The 16,062-nt window shown below is 58.2% G+C and carries 15 protein-coding genes and 1 pseudogene; 11 read left to right on the forward strand and 5 right to left on the reverse strand.

Annotated features, from left to right (window positions below; genetic code table 11):
- Window positions 1-543, forward strand: coding sequence for a hypothetical protein (locus tag ACTG2G_RS19655; RefSeq protein WP_416004608.1), 543 nt, complete (start codon window positions 1-3; stop codon window positions 541-543).
- Between the two features lie 216 nt (window positions 544-759).
- The gene (locus ACTG2G_RS19660; RefSeq protein WP_005337180.1) at window positions 760-1,041 is read left to right on the forward strand and encodes an RNA recognition motif domain-containing protein; all 282 of its coding nucleotides are present in this window, start codon (window positions 760-762) and stop codon (window positions 1,039-1,041) included.
- 71 nt (window positions 1,042-1,112) lie between these two features.
- Here ACTG2G_RS19660 and ACTG2G_RS19665 read toward each other — a convergent pair whose 3' ends face one another.
- Window positions 1,113-2,012, reverse strand: coding sequence for an aldo/keto reductase (locus ACTG2G_RS19665; RefSeq protein WP_139411973.1), 900 nt, complete (start codon window positions 2,010-2,012; stop codon window positions 1,113-1,115).
- Between the two features lie 147 nt (window positions 2,013-2,159).
- Between ACTG2G_RS19665 and ACTG2G_RS19670 the strand changes: the two genes are divergently transcribed.
- From ACTG2G_RS19670 to ltaE, 3 genes are all read left to right on the forward strand, one after another.
- Window positions 2,160-2,567 (forward strand): helix-turn-helix domain-containing protein, encoded by a 408-nt coding sequence (locus tag ACTG2G_RS19670; RefSeq protein WP_005351138.1) that lies wholly within the window; start codon window positions 2,160-2,162, stop codon window positions 2,565-2,567.
- Window positions 2,568-2,654: 87 nt separating this feature from the next.
- Entirely contained in the window at window positions 2,655-3,356 is a 702-nt protein-coding gene (locus ACTG2G_RS19675; RefSeq protein WP_416004609.1) for a short-chain dehydrogenase, read from the forward strand.
- A 112-nt stretch (window positions 3,357-3,468) separates the two neighbouring features.
- The gene (ltaE, locus tag ACTG2G_RS19680; RefSeq protein ID WP_416004610.1) at window positions 3,469-4,488 is read left to right on the forward strand and encodes a low-specificity L-threonine aldolase; all 1,020 of its coding nucleotides are present in this window, start codon (window positions 3,469-3,471) and stop codon (window positions 4,486-4,488) included.
- 97 nt (window positions 4,489-4,585) lie between these two features.
- On the opposite strand, the gene ACTG2G_RS19685 is transcribed toward ltaE, so the two are convergent.
- The 3 genes from ACTG2G_RS19685 to ACTG2G_RS19695 are packed head-to-tail and all read right to left on the reverse strand — an operon-like array spanning window position 4,586 to window position 7,041.
- Window positions 4,586-5,017: a PAS domain-containing protein gene (locus ACTG2G_RS19685; protein ID WP_180993760.1), complete on the reverse strand. Its 432-nt coding sequence runs from the start codon at window positions 5,015-5,017 to the stop codon at window positions 4,586-4,588.
- A gap of 8 nt (window positions 5,018-5,025) precedes the next feature.
- Complete coding sequence (locus tag ACTG2G_RS19690; protein ID WP_103251765.1) at window positions 5,026-6,048, reverse strand: response regulator; 1,023 nt, start codon at window positions 6,046-6,048, stop codon at window positions 5,026-5,028.
- Window positions 6,049-6,102: 54 nt separating this feature from the next.
- Window positions 6,103-7,041 carry a LysR family transcriptional regulator gene (locus ACTG2G_RS19695; RefSeq protein ID WP_216953384.1) on the reverse strand — a complete coding sequence of 313 codons (939 nt, stop codon included), beginning with the start codon at window positions 7,039-7,041 and terminating at the stop codon, window positions 6,103-6,105.
- Window positions 7,042-7,872: 831 nt separating this feature from the next.
- On the opposite strand from ACTG2G_RS19695, the pseudogene ACTG2G_RS19700 reads away from it, so the two are divergent.
- From ACTG2G_RS19700 to ACTG2G_RS19720, 5 genes and pseudogenes are all read left to right on the forward strand, one after another.
- Window positions 7,873-9,661: pseudogene (locus ACTG2G_RS19700) on the forward strand (putative bifunctional diguanylate cyclase/phosphodiesterase).
- 143 nt (window positions 9,662-9,804) lie between these two features.
- Window positions 9,805-11,370, forward strand: coding sequence for an AbgT family transporter (locus ACTG2G_RS19705; RefSeq protein WP_005351146.1), 1,566 nt, complete (start codon window positions 9,805-9,807; stop codon window positions 11,368-11,370).
- Between the two features lie 71 nt (window positions 11,371-11,441).
- Complete coding sequence (gene nfsA, locus ACTG2G_RS19710) at window positions 11,442-12,167, forward strand: oxygen-insensitive NADPH nitroreductase (RefSeq protein WP_421387429.1); 726 nt, start codon at window positions 11,442-11,444, stop codon at window positions 12,165-12,167.
- A gap of 191 nt (window positions 12,168-12,358) precedes the next feature.
- On the forward strand, window positions 12,359-13,123 hold the full coding sequence (locus ACTG2G_RS19715; RefSeq protein WP_005337161.1) for a hypothetical protein: 765 nt from the start codon (window positions 12,359-12,361) through the stop codon (window positions 13,121-13,123).
- Entirely contained in the window at window positions 13,117-13,671 is a 555-nt protein-coding gene (locus ACTG2G_RS19720; protein ID WP_421387430.1) for a VOC family protein, read from the forward strand. Before ACTG2G_RS19715 ends, ACTG2G_RS19720 begins: the two co-directional genes overlap by 7 nt.
- 145 nt (window positions 13,672-13,816) lie before the next feature.
- On the opposite strand, the gene ACTG2G_RS19725 is transcribed toward ACTG2G_RS19720, so the two are convergent.
- Complete coding sequence (locus tag ACTG2G_RS19725) at window positions 13,817-15,040, reverse strand: MFS transporter (RefSeq protein ID WP_429204330.1); 1,224 nt, start codon at window positions 15,038-15,040, stop codon at window positions 13,817-13,819.
- Between the two features lie 95 nt (window positions 15,041-15,135).
- Between ACTG2G_RS19725 and ACTG2G_RS19730 the strand changes: the two genes are divergently transcribed.
- Window positions 15,136-16,011, forward strand: coding sequence for a LysR family transcriptional regulator (locus ACTG2G_RS19730; protein ID WP_421387433.1), 876 nt, complete (start codon window positions 15,136-15,138; stop codon window positions 16,009-16,011).
- Window positions 16,012-16,062: the final 51 nt, after the last annotated feature.

Below are 16,062 nucleotides of genomic sequence, written 5' to 3' on the forward strand. Positions count from 1 at the left end.
ATGCGTATTACATCCTTGCTTGCCGGTTCGCAGGTGCAGCTGTTGATGCCGCCAGCGGTGCGCTATCGCTGCGTCATTTTTCTGCTGTTGCTGGTGAGTTGGGGCGTGGTGGCGGCCTCCTTGTGGGATGGCTGGGGCGCCATGGCGCTGCTCAACTGGGTGGGCGTGGTCTTTGGTGGCATCACCGGGATCATGGTTTCGCTGCCCCGCAGCTGGCAGCCCTGGCGCCTGGCGGAGCTGGGGTGGGACGAACAGCATATCTATCTGCTCAATGGCAACAAGGATGAGGCGCTGGCGCTGCCCCGCAACCAGCTGGTGGCGCTTGAACGGGAGCGACGAGTGGGTCACGACGGCCAGTGGCTCGACTTCAGCCTCGATCTGCAACTGAGTGAAGATGAGCTGGCGGCGGCCATGGCCTTGCTGGATCTCAAGGCGGGGGAGCTGCATCTGGTGAGCCCGTCTGTCTATCGCTTCGGCTTTAAACGGGCCTGGCACGGTCGCCGGATGCTGGCGCAACGGTTGTCAGATCTGCAATCGGCCTGAGTCGACTATTTTCTCGACAATTCCCGGCAAAGCTCAGATACTGCCAGTGACTCGAATTGATCTTGTCTGCACTGTTAACCCAAGAGATCAATCACTTGACGACAGTGTGGAGAAGGCCACGGCATGAAGCCATGGCAGGTCCGGCATAGGGGTTGTGCCCTTACCGTTATGCTGGGAATTGCATAGAGAAGGCACCTTGAATCGAGAGTGGATGGAATGAAGATTTACGTAGGAAATCTGTCGTACCGGATGACGGCCGACGAACTGAAAACCCTGTTCAGCCAGTTTGGACAGGTCGACAAGGTTGATATCATCATCGACCGCGATACCGGCCAGTCAAAGGGGTTTGGTTTTATTGAAATGCCGGTCAATGGTGATGCCGAGAAGGCCATCGCTGGTCTGCATGGCACTGAAGTCGGTGGCCGTACCATCACCGTCAACCAGGCCAAACCGAAGACAGATGCTCCCCGTGGTCGCCCGCAACAGCGCCACCGCTAAGGTGCCTCGGCAATAAAAAAACGGCATGGGTTTCCCCCATGCCGTTTTTGTTTCTGTACGTTTTGTTGTGATCAGGGGACGTCGTAACCGAGCGCCGCCTTGCGGATGCGGAACCACTGCTGGCGATTGAGGGCGATGGATTCGGCGGCCACGGCGGCAGCAATCCGCTCCCGTTTGCCGGAGCCAATCAATGGCAGCGGCTGACTTGGCAGCATCATTACCCAGGCGTAGACCACCTGCTCGATAGTCTGGGCGCCCACTTCCTGACGGATCTGCTCCAGTTCGGCACGCAGCGGGGCATAGGCGTCATCGCTGAACAGTCGGCCGCCGCCGAGACATGACCAGGCCATCGGCTTGATGCCAAGCTGCTGGCACTGATCCAGGGTACCATCGAGGGTCCCTTCCTGATGAAGCGGCGAGATCTCCAGCTGGTTGGTGACCAGCGGGAAGGGGAGGCGCGATTGCAGTAGCTCGAACTGACGGGCGGTGAAGTTGGATACCCCGGCGTGCTTGATCTTGCCCGCCTGTTTCAGGGTGATAAAGGCGTCGGCCACTTCATCTGCGTTCATCAGGGGATCTGGGCGGTGGATCAGCAGCAGGTCCAGATGGTCGGTGCCGAGCTTGCGCAGCGAGGCTTCGGCGCTGGCGATGATATGGTCCTTGCCGGTGTTGTAGTGGTTGAGAGCATGCTCCGGCTTGGCGGTGAGGGCGATACCGCACTTGGTGACGATCTCCATCCGGCTGCGCAGGGAAGGCTCGAGGCGCAGGGCGTGACCAAAGGCCTCTTCGCACTGGTAGCCACCATAGATATCGGCGTGATCGATGGTGGTGACCCCCAGATCCAGATGATATTTCATCAGATCGAGCAGAGCGGCCGGAGAGAGCTGCCACTCCATCAGGCGCCAGTAACCCATGATGAGGCGAGAGAAGGTGGGGCCTTGCGGATGCAGGGCGACACGGGATACAGACATGGTTGACTCCTTGAAAAACACGATGCGAAAACGATGTGCAACATAGATGACTGCGGGCATCTTGGCCTCATGTGGCTGGCAAAGCAATAATGGGCAGTGGCATGATTCGAACTTTGGTTCTGATCGCAGAGTAGGAGAGAGAGTTGGATGGAAGGATTTGCCGAGCGCTTGCAGAGCCTGATCGGGGAGATGAGCGTGAGCGCGTTTGCCCGCAAGGTGGGGCTCAGTGAAGCGCTGATCCGCAAATATTTGAAGGGAGCCGAGCCTGGCCTGGCGCGGGCCAACCAGATCGCCATGGGGGCCAACTGCTCGCTGGAGTGGCTGGCAACCGGCTGCGGTTATCTCTACCGTCAGGCGGAAGTGGTGGACAGGGAGGCGCTGGCAGCGGCGCAGCTACTGCTGGGCGAGCAGCAACCCGGGGTGGGGCTGCCCGATGAGGAGGCACTGGTCACCTTGCTCGCCTATTACCAGTTTTTGCGCACCCACAAGAAAGCGGACGGTTTTCTCGACTTGGCGCTGGCGCGGGAGTTTGGTCGCCATCTGGGGGAAGCGTGATGAGGGGCATATTACCCTTTGGTCGTGTCACGGCCGGTTGATTATTCTGATACGCTCTAAGCAAGATAAATCTCCATGGAATGGGCGATGAGCTACTTGATCCTCGGAAGTGGTGCGCTGGGCTCGGCGCTGGCAAGAGAGCTGATGGCAAGGGGGGAGTCCTTCCTTCTTGCCGGGCGCACCTATCCAAAAGGGATCGAGATGGGGGCTTTCTTCCCGCTGCAAGAGGTGGACGCCATCTCGTTCGACGCCCTGTTTACCCTCTACGACACCGATCCTCTTCCCACTGTGGTGATCAACACCATCGGCCTGTTGCACGATGTCAGCTTTATGCCGGAGCGGCGGGTCGAAGAGGTGCACCCCAAGTGGCTGTGCGACAGCCTGCTGGCCAATGCCTGGCCAACGCTGGCGCTGGCTGCCCGTTTCAGTCGGTTGATGGGCAATGACCATCCGCTGTGGCTCTGTGCCATCTCCGATCTGGCGGGCTCCATCACCTCCAATCTGGAGGGGGGGCGTTACAGCTACCGGATGAGCAAGGCGGCCCTCGACATGGGGGTGAAAACCCTGGCCCTCGAGTGGACGCAACGTTTCCCGCAAGCAGGGGTGGTGGCCGTTGCGCCCGGCTTGATGGACTCCCCGATGAATACCCCCTTTCTGAGCGAGTTGCCTGCGGAGCAATTGCAGGAGCCTGCCGAGGTGGCGGTGAAACTGCTCAATCTCATCAAGGGGTTATCGTTGACCCAATCGGGTCAGCTACTGGATCTCAACGGCCAGCCGCTGCCTTGGTAAATCCCGCCTGCGGGTTCTATGGACGTCTATTGGCTTCACATTCTGCTCATGCGCCCCTTGCCAAGCGAGGGGCGCATGGCTAACGTCACTCTCCTGTTTCAGGAGGGATCTCATGCGCTATATCGATTTACGAAGTGACACCGTCACCCAGCCTACTGACGCCATGCGTCAAGCCATGCTCCACGCCGAAGTCGGTGACGATGTCTATGGTGAAGATCCGGGCGTCAACGCGCTGGAGGCCTTTGGGGCCAGATTGCTGGGCAAACAGGCGGCGCTGTTTGTGCCGTCCGGCACCATGTCCAATCTGTTGGCGGTGATGAGCCACTGTCAGCGCGGTGAGGGGGCCATCCTCGGCAACGCAGCTCACATCTATCGCTATGAAGCGCAGGGGAGTGCCGTGCTGGGCTCCGTAGCACTGCAACCCTTGCCGATGCAGCGCGATGGCACGCTGGCATTCGATGATATCAAGGCTGCGCTGGCCCCTGATGATGCCCACTTCGTCCAGACTCGCCTCATCTGTCTTGAGAACACCCACAATGGCAAGGTGCTGCCGCTCCCCTATCTGCAAGAGATGGGGGCATTTGTTGCTGAACGTGGCTTGAAGCTCCATCTCGATGGCGCACGGCTTTTTAACGCCGCCGTGGCCAGCGAGACCCCGGTCGAGGTGATCGCCGCGCCATTTGACAGCATCTCGATTTGTCTCTCCAAGGGGTTGGGCGCACCGGTGGGCTCGCTGCTGGTGGGCAGTCACGACTTCATCGCCCGTGCGCGCCGACTGCGCAAGATGCTGGGGGGCGGCATGCGCCAGGCGGGCATTCTGGCGCAAGCCGGTCTGTTTGCCCTCGAGCAGCACGTGACCCGTCTGGCCGATGATCACCGCCGTGCCAAACGGCTGGCCGAAGGGTTGGCTGCACTGCCGGGCATCGAGCTCGACCTCTCGCTGGTGCAGAGCAACATGGTGTTCCTGCGGCTGCGTGAGGGGGAATCGGCCCCTCTGCTCGCTTTTATGAAGGAGCGGGGGATCCTCTTCTCCGGTTACGGCGAGCTGCGGCTGGTGACTCATCTGCAGATCAACGATGACGATATTGAAGAGGTGATCGACGCTTTCACCGAGTATCTCGGGGCGCGTTGAGACGGCTGGTCAGGTAGAGGTTATACCAAGACCTGTTCATACCGAAATAACAGAGGGCGCCGCGGCGCCCTCTGTTATTTGGTTGTTTGCAGCAAACTTAAGCCTGCCGCTGGCCGCCCATCAGCATGGCCTCATCGGTGGCGTCGTAGATCATCACCGCGATATGGGTCACCTGACCGCCGAAATCGGCCAGTGGCACCAGCGTCAGGTTCTGGAACATGTGGGGGGCCGAGCCGGTAATGGGGCGATAGTTGGAGAAACGCAGCAGGTAGGGCTTCTGCTCCCAGGTGCTGAAGGCTCGGTTGTTGAGCTTGAAGACCATGTTGGCCTTGCGCTCGAACCAGGCTCTGTCCACATCGGGGAAGAGCTCGAACAGCACGCCGTCACGCACGTCACTGGCCAGTCGGCCGCTGTGGCTCTCCATAAAGCCGTTCCACACCTGTACCTTGTACTCCTTGTCGAGCACCACCAAGCCTACGTCCAAGTTCTGGACTATGTTCATCAGCCAATGAAATTCACGGATTTCCATAGTCACTCCTAGAGCATGTGCATGATTTTGTTGTTCATGGTGGCGATGGAATCTTCGGTAAACAGCAGCAGCAGATCACACTGCACCGCGTAGTCCTGGATCCGGTAGTTGATCTCGATGGCGAGCGTGCGGCGCCAGCGACTCTTGTTAGTGTTGATCAGCTCGTTGATGGGTCTGTGCTGGCCGAGCACCACCGGGTGCCCCTGACTGAAGGGAGTATCGAGCTGGTTGGCGTAGCCGCGCAGGAAGGCGCCGATCAGCACGTTGGCGGTATCCATCAGCAGCTCCAGTTCGGCGGTGCGATCCAGCGTTCCCTGATGGTTCATCAGCTTGGCCAAATCTTTGAAGCTGGAGTCATGGAACAGGATCAGCGCTTCGCCGGCGATCCCCGCCCCGATAAACCCCTGACAGACGGCGGAGAGGGTATCCGAATCCGCAGCCGCCGAGAGCGCCATATGCAGCTCGGAGACCTCCAGCACGTTGACGTTGGGGATAGGCAGCACCACGAAGGCGTTGAGCAGACGAGCCAGCAAGTCGGCGGCCTGACCCATGGAGACGTTGGCCAGCTCCTGATAGACATCGCGGATTTCGGGGGTGATCTTGACGCCTGCATCGGCTACCACGCCGCTTGGCAAGGGCTCGGCTGCACTCGGCTGATTACCCGATGAAGCACTCCAGAAGCCATGTTGTTTGAGCAGGGCTAGCAGGGTATCTGGGGCGGCGGGCTTCTTGATGAAATCGAGCGCCCCCAGCCCCATGACCCGCTGATAGGCCTCAGGCTGGATATCTCCGGAGACCACGAAAACCTTGCTGCGTAGTCCTTCCCGTTTCAGGGTCTCCAGCACACCGTAACCGTCCATCTCAGGCATAGTGAGATCGAGAAAGATGAGATCCCCATGGCCCATCAGCACCTGTTCGATCCCTTCAAGGCCATTCGCCGCATAGTGCAAATCGACTTTCCAGTCAGCCGGTAGCGCTCGTGCCAGCTGTTTGCGGGCGAACCCGGAGTCATCACATATCAATACATTCATGGCGTTAGGCAGGCTCTGTTGGCAAGGATTGCTATAAGTGTGGCCCGCTAACAGTCAGATGCAATGTGGGAGGTTGTCACCCTGTGAAAATTGGTTATCCCATTGCCGGTTACGATAGCGTGCGGAGTATTTCTCAACAAATTCAGCGAACATCTTAACACGCAACGGGGCGAACTGGTGCTGGCAACACAACATGTAGAAGGGGCGATTGCCGGTCTGCCAGTCGGTCAGTACCGGTACCAGCTGCTCGTCATGGAGGAAGCTGCTCAGATAGTGCAGCGGGGCGTTGACGATCCCCAGATGACGCCGGGCTGCGCGCACGGCGGCCTGAGTCTGGTTGACGGTCAGTTTGGCGCTGCGTTTGATGCAGACGCTCTGGCCATCCTTGTCGGTCAGTTGCCAGTGCTGGTGTGGCCAGCAGTAGATGAGATCATGTTCTTCCAGCTGGCTGGGGTGGGAGGGGGTTCCCTTCTTGGTCAGATAGAGTGGCGAGGCAAACAGGCCGTACTCGATATGACCGAGACAGATCGCATTGGGCAGCGACTGGGGCAGCTCACCGTTGAAGAACACCAGATCCCGATCATTGTCGAACAGGTGCTGGTGATCATTGGTCTGGGTGATATCGAACTGTACCTCGGGATAGTGCAGCCCGAATTCGGCCAGCATATCGATGAGGATGGTGTTGGAGAGCGCGATCGGCGCGGCTATCCGGATAAGCCCGGTGATGTCTGCTTCTTTACCCCGGATCTCGCTGGTGGCCTGCTCGATTTGTGCAAGCGGTGTGCAGAGACGCTCGTAGTATCTGAGCCCTTCATCGGTAAGGCGGAGTTTACGGGTAGAGCGATGTAGCAGGGAGCAACCCAGTTGCTCTTCCAGCTGGGAAATGCGTCGACTGATGGTGCCTGTTGGCATGCCCAGTGCGGCTGCAGCATGGGAGAATCCTCCCTCTTGCACCACCTTGACGAACAGGTAGAACTCTTCGATGTGCTTCATAAACGCTGTTCTGGGTGTAACAAGGGGGCAACCATAAAAAGAGCCTTATCGCTTGGCAAGGGTAATTCAGCGTTTAATTGATCTGGATTCGATTTCTACTGATACCAGTTTAAATTTTCAATTGTTCTCGAATGAGGATTATTTTCTGCGCCACAGTCATTGTTGCGAGATGTCACCCGTTAGCTCAAGAGAGAGAGGCGACATGGTATGACTACAATACGACCCATCCTCAGGAAAAAGAGGATCGCGCTGGTCAAGAGCAGTTCTTTTTTTCGGCGATGTGAATGTGATGACAGTCGCATATTCATCATGCCGGTCTGGTGAAGGTAGATATTCGGTTTTGAGGTATTTAAGTTCCTTGTTAAGTCGCTATTTGGGGCCGGTTTTGCTCTTTTTTGTCTGTTTATTCAACGCGCTGGTTAATAAATGAAAGTTTTACGAGGGAAATGCCGGCACTTTTTTAGTTGACTTGCTTGTCAGTAAATAAGTGTTTGTTGTGAATCGTAAAAATGTTTTTTGAAGTATCCAGAGTGCAATTCTTAGTGCTTGTTTTTGCTGGGAAAAAAAGTTAAAAACGAACGAGGGATTTGTTCTGATTGACAGGAGTATTGGCTGAGTCCTTTTTTCTGTGGCTGGATTGGCTCTCCTGTTGTTGATTTCTGAAATCAGTTATCTGCTTTTGGCCATCGCGAGAAATAGTGGCCGAGAGGTGTTTTCACCTTGCATTCTGCATACGGCGGTTTGCCCATTTGTTTTCCGGTTCACCAGTGACCATCCAGCATGAATGACTTTGACCAGATGAATACGCTTGACGAACGGTTACTGAAGACAATGGATGTTCTGCATACCCCTATCTGGGTATATGACATCGAACATCACCATATTTTCTGGGCAAACCGCGCAGCACTTCCTCTCTGGGAGGCCACCTCCCTTGACGAGCTCTGTTCCAGGGATTTTTCGGCTGATATGGCCACAGCCATAGCGCTGTTGTTGCAACGCTACCTCGGTGATTTTCAGCAGGGGCGAAGTTACAACGAGTGGTGGACTATCTCCCCAAAGGGGGTCAAGAAGCAGATCTATCTACGCCTCTCCGGCATTCAGCTGGCTGGTCGTCTGATGATGATGACCGAGGCGGTGCTCGACTCCGATACCCTCTATCAGGAGTCCTCGCTGGCAACCGGTGATACCCTGGCCTGCCTGTTCGATAGCAATGGCGCGTTCGAAAGCGGCAACTATCACTTCGAGATGTGTTTCGGTCACCGGATCGCCACGCTCTCCCAGGTTTTTTCCGGTAGTGACGACAGTTTTTACCAGAAGCTCTCCCGACTCGATGAAGTAGTGACCGAAGGGGAGTGCCGAACCCTCAAGGGGATGCGCTGGTTCCAGTATCAGTTCCGCTATATCCAGCAAGGAGCACGGATCCTGCTCACCATGCGCGATATTACCGATCGCAAACTCGAGGAGCTGGAGCATCGCCACCTCGCCTGGCATGACTCCCTGACCGGCCTGCTCAACCGTTATGGCTTGATGAAATCTCTCGAGGCCTATTGCGGGCTGGGGGAGCGTTTCGCGCTGGTATTCATGGATCTGGACAACTTCAAGCTGGTCAACGACAACTACGGCCATAAGGCGGGAGACCGCTTGCTGGAGCGGGTTGCCGGAGGTAACCATCGGCGGCAGTATCGGCATTGCCATCTATCCCGATGATGCGGACGATGGTGATAACCTCATCACCCGCGCCGATATGGCCATGTATCAGGCCAAGCAGATGGGGCGGCTGCGCTGGCAGCGTTTTACCCCCAGCATGCAGCAGACCCTGCAGCGCAAGCTCAATCTTAAGCAGTTTCTGGCCAAGGCTATCGGTCGTCAGGAGCTGAGCCTCTGTTACCAGCCACAGGTCGATGTCGCCAAACGGCGTCTGATCGGTTACGAGGCGCTGCTGCGTTGGTATAACCCGGTGCTTGGCCATGTCTCGCCAGTGGAATTTATCCCATTGGCCGAAGAGATGGGGCTGATCCGCGAGATCGGCAGCTGGGTGCTCTCTACCGCACTTGCCCAGATGGCCAGTTGGAAGAAGCGCCTCCATCACCGGGTGCCAGTCTCCGTCAACCTCTCCGGTTTCCAGCTCTCGTCGGCACTGCCCGGGCAAGTGCGCCAGCAGCTGGCTCTGCACGGAGTGGATGCTTCCCTGTTGACGCTGGAACTGACCGAAACCGTGCTTATGCTGGATATGAAGGGGTGCCTCGATATTCTCGATGACTTGAGTGAACTGGGGATCAAGATTGCCATCGACGATTTTGGTACCGGCTACTCATCCCTTGCCTATCTCAATCGCCTGCCCATCGATACGATCAAGCTGGATCGCTCTTTCGTGGTCGGCCTCAACCTGCCGGTGATCCGGGCGACCGCCGCCATGGCCACCAATCTGGGGTTGGGGATCATGGCGGAAGGGGTGGAGGAGCCTCACGAACTGGCCGCACTGCAGACCCAGGGGTGCCATGTGTTCCAGGGATATCTGTTCAGCAAGCCGCTGACGGTGGCACAAGTCGAGGCAAGCGGTTTCGTGGTGGAGTGTCAGGTTGGGCGTTATCCACTGTTAGATGCCGTGATGGCAGAGTAACAAGTGTGCGTTAGGCCACAACTTGGAATTTTATTCCGCAACATTTAATCAAAATTAATCATTCTTTTGCGATCGGTCATGAGACGGATTGGCTGGAATTGCTAGCATGCGACCTCGTTTCTAGGGAAAGGAGTATCGCAATAATGAGTCATGCTGCTGTCAATGACCGTCCGGCCAGCCCTCCCAAAGGTTGGCTGAACCGTTTCCTCAATGGCGTCGAGAAAGCCGGGAACAAATTACCCGACCCCGCCATGCTGTTCCTCTACGCCTTGCTGATCGTCTGGGTCGGCTCCTGGGTGTTGTCACAATTCCAGTTTGATCTGGTCAACCCCCGTACCGGGGAGGCGGTAGTGGTCAACAACCTGCTGACCGGTGCCGGTCTGGCCGAGTTTCTCTCCACCATGGTGACCACTTTCACCGGCTTTGCCCCGCTGGGCATCGTGCTGGTGGCCATGCTGGGGGTCGGGGTGGCCGAGCAGTCCGGTTTTATCAATACCGGTCTGAAAAAGTTGCTCAAAGTGACGCCTGCCCGTTTTCTCACTCCCATGCTGATCCTGGTAGCGATCGTCAGCCACACCGCCGCAGATGCGGGTTATGTGCTGGTGATCCCCATCGGTGGCATCATCTTCCACGCTGCCGGACGCCATCCGCTGGCGGGGATCGCCGCTGCCTTTGCCGGTGTCTCCGGCGGTTTTGCCGCCAACTTCCTGCCCTCCGGCGGGGATGCGCTGCTGCAGGGCTTTACCCAGTCCGCCGCTCAGTTGCTCGATCCTGACTACATGGTCAACACCCTGTGCAACATCATCTTTACCGGTGCCTCTTCGTTGCTGATCATCTGCGTCGGCTGGTTCATCACCGAAAAGGTGGTGGAGCCGCGCCTCAAGCATGTGGCGCTCAACGAGGATCTGGAGAGTGCCGACGAGATGGGGCGCTACAGCGCGCAAGAGAGCCGGGCCTTCAACTGGGCCGGGTTTGCCATGCTGGCGGCTATCGTGCTGCTGGCGCTGGCGCTCTCCCCGAGCGATTCACCGCTGCGTGCTGCCGATGGCTCCCTGACCACCTTCGCCGCACCGGTGATGAAGTCCATAGTGCCGCTCATTTTCCTGCTCTTTATCCTGCCCGGGATTGTCTACGGCTTTGTCGCAGGCAGCTTCAAGAGTGGCAAGGATGTGATCGACGCTATGTCGGCCACCATGAACAAGATGGGCTCCTACATGGTGATGGCCTTCTTCTGCGCGCTCTTTATCAAGGCGTTTGGCGACTCCAACCTGGGCACCCTGCTGGCCCTCTCCGGTGCCGAAGTGCTTCATGCGCTGGCGCTGCCCGGTGAAGTGACCATCGTCGGGATGATCCTGCTGACCGCCAGCGTCAATCTGGTGGTGGGGTCGGCTTCGGCCAAGTGGGCGCTGATCAGCCCGATCCTGGTACCCATGTTGATGGCGGTGGGGATCTCCCCCGAGCTGACCCAGGCGGCCTATCGGGTCGGGGATTCCGCCTCCAACATCATCACCCCGCTGATGGTCTTCTTCCCGCTGGTGGTGGTCTATTGCCAGCAGTATGTGAAAAGCACCGGGATCGGTACCCTAGTCTCCATGATGCTGCCCTACTCGCTGGCCTTCCTGGTGAGCTGGACGATTTTCCTGCTGCTCTACTGGGCGCTCGGCTTCCCGCTCGGGTTGCAAGCCCCTTACGTCTATCCGGCCCCTTAAGCTGGGTGTGCGAGGGAGCCTTGGGCTCCCTCGTTTTTTTCGCTATGGTGTTACCTCATTTTGGAGGTGCCATGAATCAGACCATCGATCTTATCCTTTCCCATCGCTCCATTCGTCAGTTCACTGCCGAGCCGATCGCCCCGCAGCAGCTGGATGCCATTCTCGCCGCCGCCCAGTCCGCCTCAACCTCGAGCTTTTTGCAGGTGACCAGTATTGTGCGAGTCTGCGAGCCCGATGCGCGTCAGCAGTTGGCCATGCTGGCGGGCAATCAACCCTATGTGGTGCAGGCGGCCGAGTTTCTGGTGTTCTGCGCCGATTACCACCGCCACACCCAGATCGTGCCCGAGGCCCAGACCGGCTATGCGGAGCAGTTGCTGATCGGAGCCATCGACGGCGCCCTGATGGCGCAAAACGCCTTGCTGGCGGCGCAGTCGCTGGGGCTGGGCGGGGTCTATATCGGCGGCATTCGCAACCATCCGGCCGAGGTGAGCGAACTGCTCGGCTTGCCCCATCAGGTGATCCCGCTGTTTGGCCTCTGCCTTGGTCATCCTGCCCAGCAGCCGGAGCAGAAACCCCGTCTGCCCAGGGGATTGGTGGTGCATCAGGAGCGCTACCAGCACGAGCTGGATCGCGGCCTGCTGGCCCGGTACGATCAGCAGATCGCGGACTACTATCAGGCCCGCAGCAGCAACAACAAGCAGCAGACCTGGAGCGGACAGATCCGCGCCATTCTGGGCAAGGAGTCCCGCCCTTTCATGCTGGGATTCCTGCAATCGCGGGGCTTTAACCTCAAGTAATGGCGCTGATGGGCGATACTATGGGGAGGTGACCGTCATGGTCATCATCCCCTGATCCTGCAATCTCTCCCTGAGACCGGGGGCACAGCTTGGTGACAAATCGTGGGCAAGGGGGGATCTGCAGGCTACCTTAAGTGGGTAAGCTGTTGTAGGATCACGCAATTGGATAGGAACAGGGGTTTGGACATCCTATGATTTTAACTTTGGTATTGCTGTCTATTGGCGCACTCCTGTTTTTGGTTATCGCCTATAACGTGGTGCAGCAATATAAGCAGAAGGCAGAGGCGGACAAGCGTCACGCCGTTGCCAGACACAAGACGGTGGCTGACGAGACCGAAGAAGTGTTGCTGAACGTCAATCTGGTGCCTTTCTCCAAGAACATGGTGTTGCTGTTGCAGCACCGGATCCTCGATGCCTATCGCGCCATCGCCCAGGTGATGCCGAACAATCAGATCAAGCAACGCATCGTCGATGTGCAGACCCAGATCAAGAATGTGCAGGAGAACTACAGCGTGCAGGATGAGGGGCAGTTCAAGACCCCGGAGTCCGATCGTCAGGCGATCCAGATGCTGCAGCTGGTCAAGAAGATGCGGGCCGTGCTGCGGGTCGAGCACAACAAGGGCAAGATTGACCCTCAGGGGTTTGCCCAGGAAGAGCGCCGCCTCGAGCTGATGCAGCTCAAGATCAACATCTCCAATCTGGTCAAGCGGGCGATGGATGCCCGCATTCAGGGCCAATATGGTACATGCCGCCAGCTCTATACCAAGGGTCTGTCGGCCATGGCGAGCGTGGGCGACAAGGATCCCTATCTGCTGGCCCGTGAAGAAGATATGCGTCAGGGGCTCAAGGAGCTTGAAGAGCTGCAGCAGCAAAACAGCGCGCAGGATCTGCAAAACATCAAGGACAAGGAAGCTGACGAGCTCGATGTCCTGTTTCAACCCAAGAAGAAATGGTAAGCATGTCCCACCCACTCGATTCCACACTGGGGCCAATGGCCCCATTTGTTTCTCAGCTGTTGGCCGAACTGGCCGCCACTGGCGTCACAATTTCACAGCCAACGGTCGATCACCTCTGTTATCGGGCGGCTACCCTGCAGGAGTACCGCGCGCTATGTGCTGTGCTGGCTGAGGCGGGCTCCTTGCTGGTGGAGGGTATGATTGGCGGACGTCCCATCGCCACTTATCAGTTGCATCAGCCGCTGTTGGCTGGTGAGGTACAGGTACCCTGTATCGAGCTGGCCGCACCGAAACCGGGTCGCGTCCATCAGGCGGGGCTGGAACATATCGAGCTGGTGGTTACTTCACTGCAAGATCTGGTAGCGCGCTATCCCGAGCAGCCATTCAAAACTGGCAACATGCAGGATATCCGCAACCCCGATATTGGCCTGATGTTGCCTTCCGGCCAGATCAAGTTTCATCTGCGCCCGCTGGCTGAGGTGATCGCCGAAGAGGTGGCGACCGGTGCTGTGGTCGCGGTGCCTGCGGATTATTTCGATCAGGAGTGATCCTGCTCTAAATGCGGTGCGAGCCTGACAGGCTCTTGAATAACGCAGCAAAAGGGGTCACCGGTGTGACCCCTTTTGCTATCTGGCGGTGCTGGGTTGCGAGAGCGCTATCTGCTCGTGGGTGACCCTGTTTGCGCTGAGCCCGTTACCCGTGTCGGTGGGGTTGCTGGGTGGGCAGTGGCGATTGGCTTCGCTGCTTGAGACGGCCGAGCCAGAGGCTCAAGCCCGCCGTCAGGATGAGGACCAGTTCAATTCCCATGACCAGACCGCCCAGCTCGCCTTGCTCCCAGAACGGGTGCAGGTAAAGCCCACCCAGACTGGCTCCCAGATAGTAGGCCACCAGATAGAGGGAGGAGGCGAGGGCGCGGTTGTGTTCGACATGATGACCGACCCAGGCACTGGCGCAGGCGTGTGCCAGGAAAAAGCCGAAGCTGGAGATCAGCAAGCCACTCAGGATCCCGAGCAAGCTAGCTTGCAGCAGCCACAGACTGCCGAGGGCCATCAGGGCGATCCCGACCAGCAGCATGCGTTGTGCCCCCCAGCGGTTGGCAAAGCGGCCGCTCAGTGAGGAGGCCACCGTCCCCGAGAGATAGGTGAGAAACAGCATGCCGAGCCATTGGGTGGGCAGCGAGAAGGGGGGCTTGGCCAGCAGGAAGGTGAGGTAGCTGAACTGGTTCAGAAACACCATAAAGTTGAGCCCCCCGATAAGGTAAGCCCCTACCAGCAAGGGGTTGGTCAGATGTTGTTGCAAGGCGCGAGTAAATTGGCCGCGAACGGGGGCGCTCGCCACAAAGCGGGTCTGATGGGGCAGCAGCCAGAAGACCAGCGGCAGCAGTGACAGGCTGATCACACCGATCCCCAGAAAGGTATGCTGCCAGTCGCCAAACCAGCCCGCCAGCAGGCCGCCGACCACCCGACCGGCAATGCCACCGAGGGAGTTGGCGGCAATATAGACCCCCACCGCCGAGAGGAGCGCCCGTTTGCTGAACTCTTCCCCCATATAGGCAATCGCGGTCGCGGGCAGTCCTGCCAGCAGCGCGCCCTGCAGGATGCGCAGCAACAGCAGGGTGCCAAACTGCTCAACCAGCGGGATTAACAGTGAGAGCAGGATCGCCAGGGTGAGGGTACCCAGCATGACCTGCCGACGGCCATGGCGATCCGCCAGTCTGGCGCAGATCAGCAGGGAGGCGGCGAGGCCAGCAGTGCATCCTGCCAGGGTCCAGCTGGCCGAGAGGGAGCTGACCGAGAAGACCTCGGCAATCAGGGGTAACAGGGGATGGGTCTGGTAGAGGTTCAGAAACACCAGAAAAGAGCCCAGGCTGAGGGCCAGGGTTGCACGTATCCACTCGCGACTTCCGACTTCAATCATTGCGTATTGTCCTGACTACTTTTGGTCAGGGTAGAGTCCTTGCAGTTATAAATATAATATATTTAAGTTATCTATCTCATAAGATGAATTGATACATGGATCTGAAACAGCTCACCTATCTGCTGGCGGTCAGGGATGGCGGCTCATTTACCAAGGCAGCCAACAGTCTGCATGTGGCACAGCCGGCCATCAGCATGGCCATCGCCAAGCTGGAGCAGCAGCTCGAATTGCGGCTGTTTGATCGACAGGATCGGGCGGTACGGCTCACCCCGGAGGGAGAGGTGCTCTGTCGCCATGCCGAGCGCTTGTTGCTGCAGATGCATCAGGCCGAGGCCGAGATGGCCGAGCTCAAGGGGTTGGAGCGGGGGGAGGTGCGGATCGGGATCCCCTACATGATGGGCTCCTACTATTTTCCCCCTCGTCTGATGGCCTTCAAGCACCGCTATCCCGGCCTCAAGATCCGGGTCGAAGAGGCCGGCACCCGTGAGCTGCTCAGCCGGATGGTGGATGGCTCCCTCGATCTGGCCATTCTCATCACCAGTGATCTCCCCCCCGCCATTGAGGGGGCACATCTGCTGAGTGAAGAGATGTTGATGGTGGTGGGGGACGATCACCCCTTGCGTGGCGCATCGGCCGTCACCCTCTCTCAGTTTTTCGCTCAGGAGCTGGCGCTGTTTCGCCGTGGTTTCTACCACCGGGAGCATATGGAGGCGCTGGCCCAGAGCCTGGGCGTCGAACCCGATATCGCCTTCGAGAGCAATCTTATCCCTCTGCTCAAGGCGGTGGTGCGGCAAGGCTTTGCGGTGACCACCTTCTTGCGGATGGTGCTGGAAGAGGAGCCGGATCTGAGTGGCGTGCCCTTCGACCCGCCTATCTATCTCGATCTCTGCGTGGCGTGGCGGCGTGGCGATCCGCTCTCCATGGCCAACCGTGCCTTGCGCGATTTTCTACTCAAGGATCGCCCGGCCTGATGGCGGCGGGCCATTGCTGAAAGTTTGTTACTATTAACGGTGGGTTCGCTT

This window comes from Aeromonas sp. 55A, from assembly GCF_051919665.1.
Taxonomy (GTDB): Bacteria; Pseudomonadota; Gammaproteobacteria; order Enterobacterales; family Aeromonadaceae; genus Aeromonas; species Aeromonas veronii.

Coding starts and splice junctions, on each gene's coding strand:
- ACTG2G_RS19655 (WP_416004608.1), top strand. CDS start 1: ATGCGTATTACATCCTTGCTTGCCGGTTCGCAGGTGCAGCTGTTGATG.
- ACTG2G_RS19660 (WP_005337180.1), top strand. CDS start 760: ATGAAGATTTACGTAGGAAATCTGTCGTACCGGATGACGGCCGACGAA.
- ACTG2G_RS19665 (WP_139411973.1), bottom strand. CDS start 2,012: ATGTCTGTATCCCGTGTCGCCCTGCATCCGCAAGGCCCCACCTTCTCT.
- ACTG2G_RS19670 (WP_005351138.1), top strand. CDS start 2,160: ATGGAAGGATTTGCCGAGCGCTTGCAGAGCCTGATCGGGGAGATGAGC.
- ACTG2G_RS19675 (WP_416004609.1), top strand. CDS start 2,655: ATGAGCTACTTGATCCTCGGAAGTGGTGCGCTGGGCTCGGCGCTGGCA.
- ltaE (WP_416004610.1), top strand. CDS start 3,469: ATGCGCTATATCGATTTACGAAGTGACACCGTCACCCAGCCTACTGAC.
- ACTG2G_RS19685 (WP_180993760.1), bottom strand. CDS start 5,017: ATGGAAATCCGTGAATTTCATTGGCTGATGAACATAGTCCAGAACTTG.
- ACTG2G_RS19690 (WP_103251765.1), bottom strand. CDS start 6,048: ATGAATGTATTGATATGTGATGACTCCGGGTTCGCCCGCAAACAGCTG.
- ACTG2G_RS19695 (WP_216953384.1), bottom strand. CDS start 7,041: ATGAAGCACATCGAAGAGTTCTACCTGTTCGTCAAGGTGGTGCAAGAG.
- ACTG2G_RS19705 (WP_005351146.1), top strand. CDS start 9,805: ATGAGTCATGCTGCTGTCAATGACCGTCCGGCCAGCCCTCCCAAAGGT.
- nfsA (WP_421387429.1), top strand. CDS start 11,442: ATGAATCAGACCATCGATCTTATCCTTTCCCATCGCTCCATTCGTCAG.
- ACTG2G_RS19715 (WP_005337161.1), top strand. CDS start 12,359: ATGATTTTAACTTTGGTATTGCTGTCTATTGGCGCACTCCTGTTTTTG.
- ACTG2G_RS19720 (WP_421387430.1), top strand. CDS start 13,117: ATGGTAAGCATGTCCCACCCACTCGATTCCACACTGGGGCCAATGGCC.
- ACTG2G_RS19725 (WP_429204330.1), bottom strand. CDS start 15,040: ATGATTGAAGTCGGAAGTCGCGAGTGGATACGTGCAACCCTGGCCCTC.
- ACTG2G_RS19730 (WP_421387433.1), top strand. CDS start 15,136: ATGGATCTGAAACAGCTCACCTATCTGCTGGCGGTCAGGGATGGCGGC.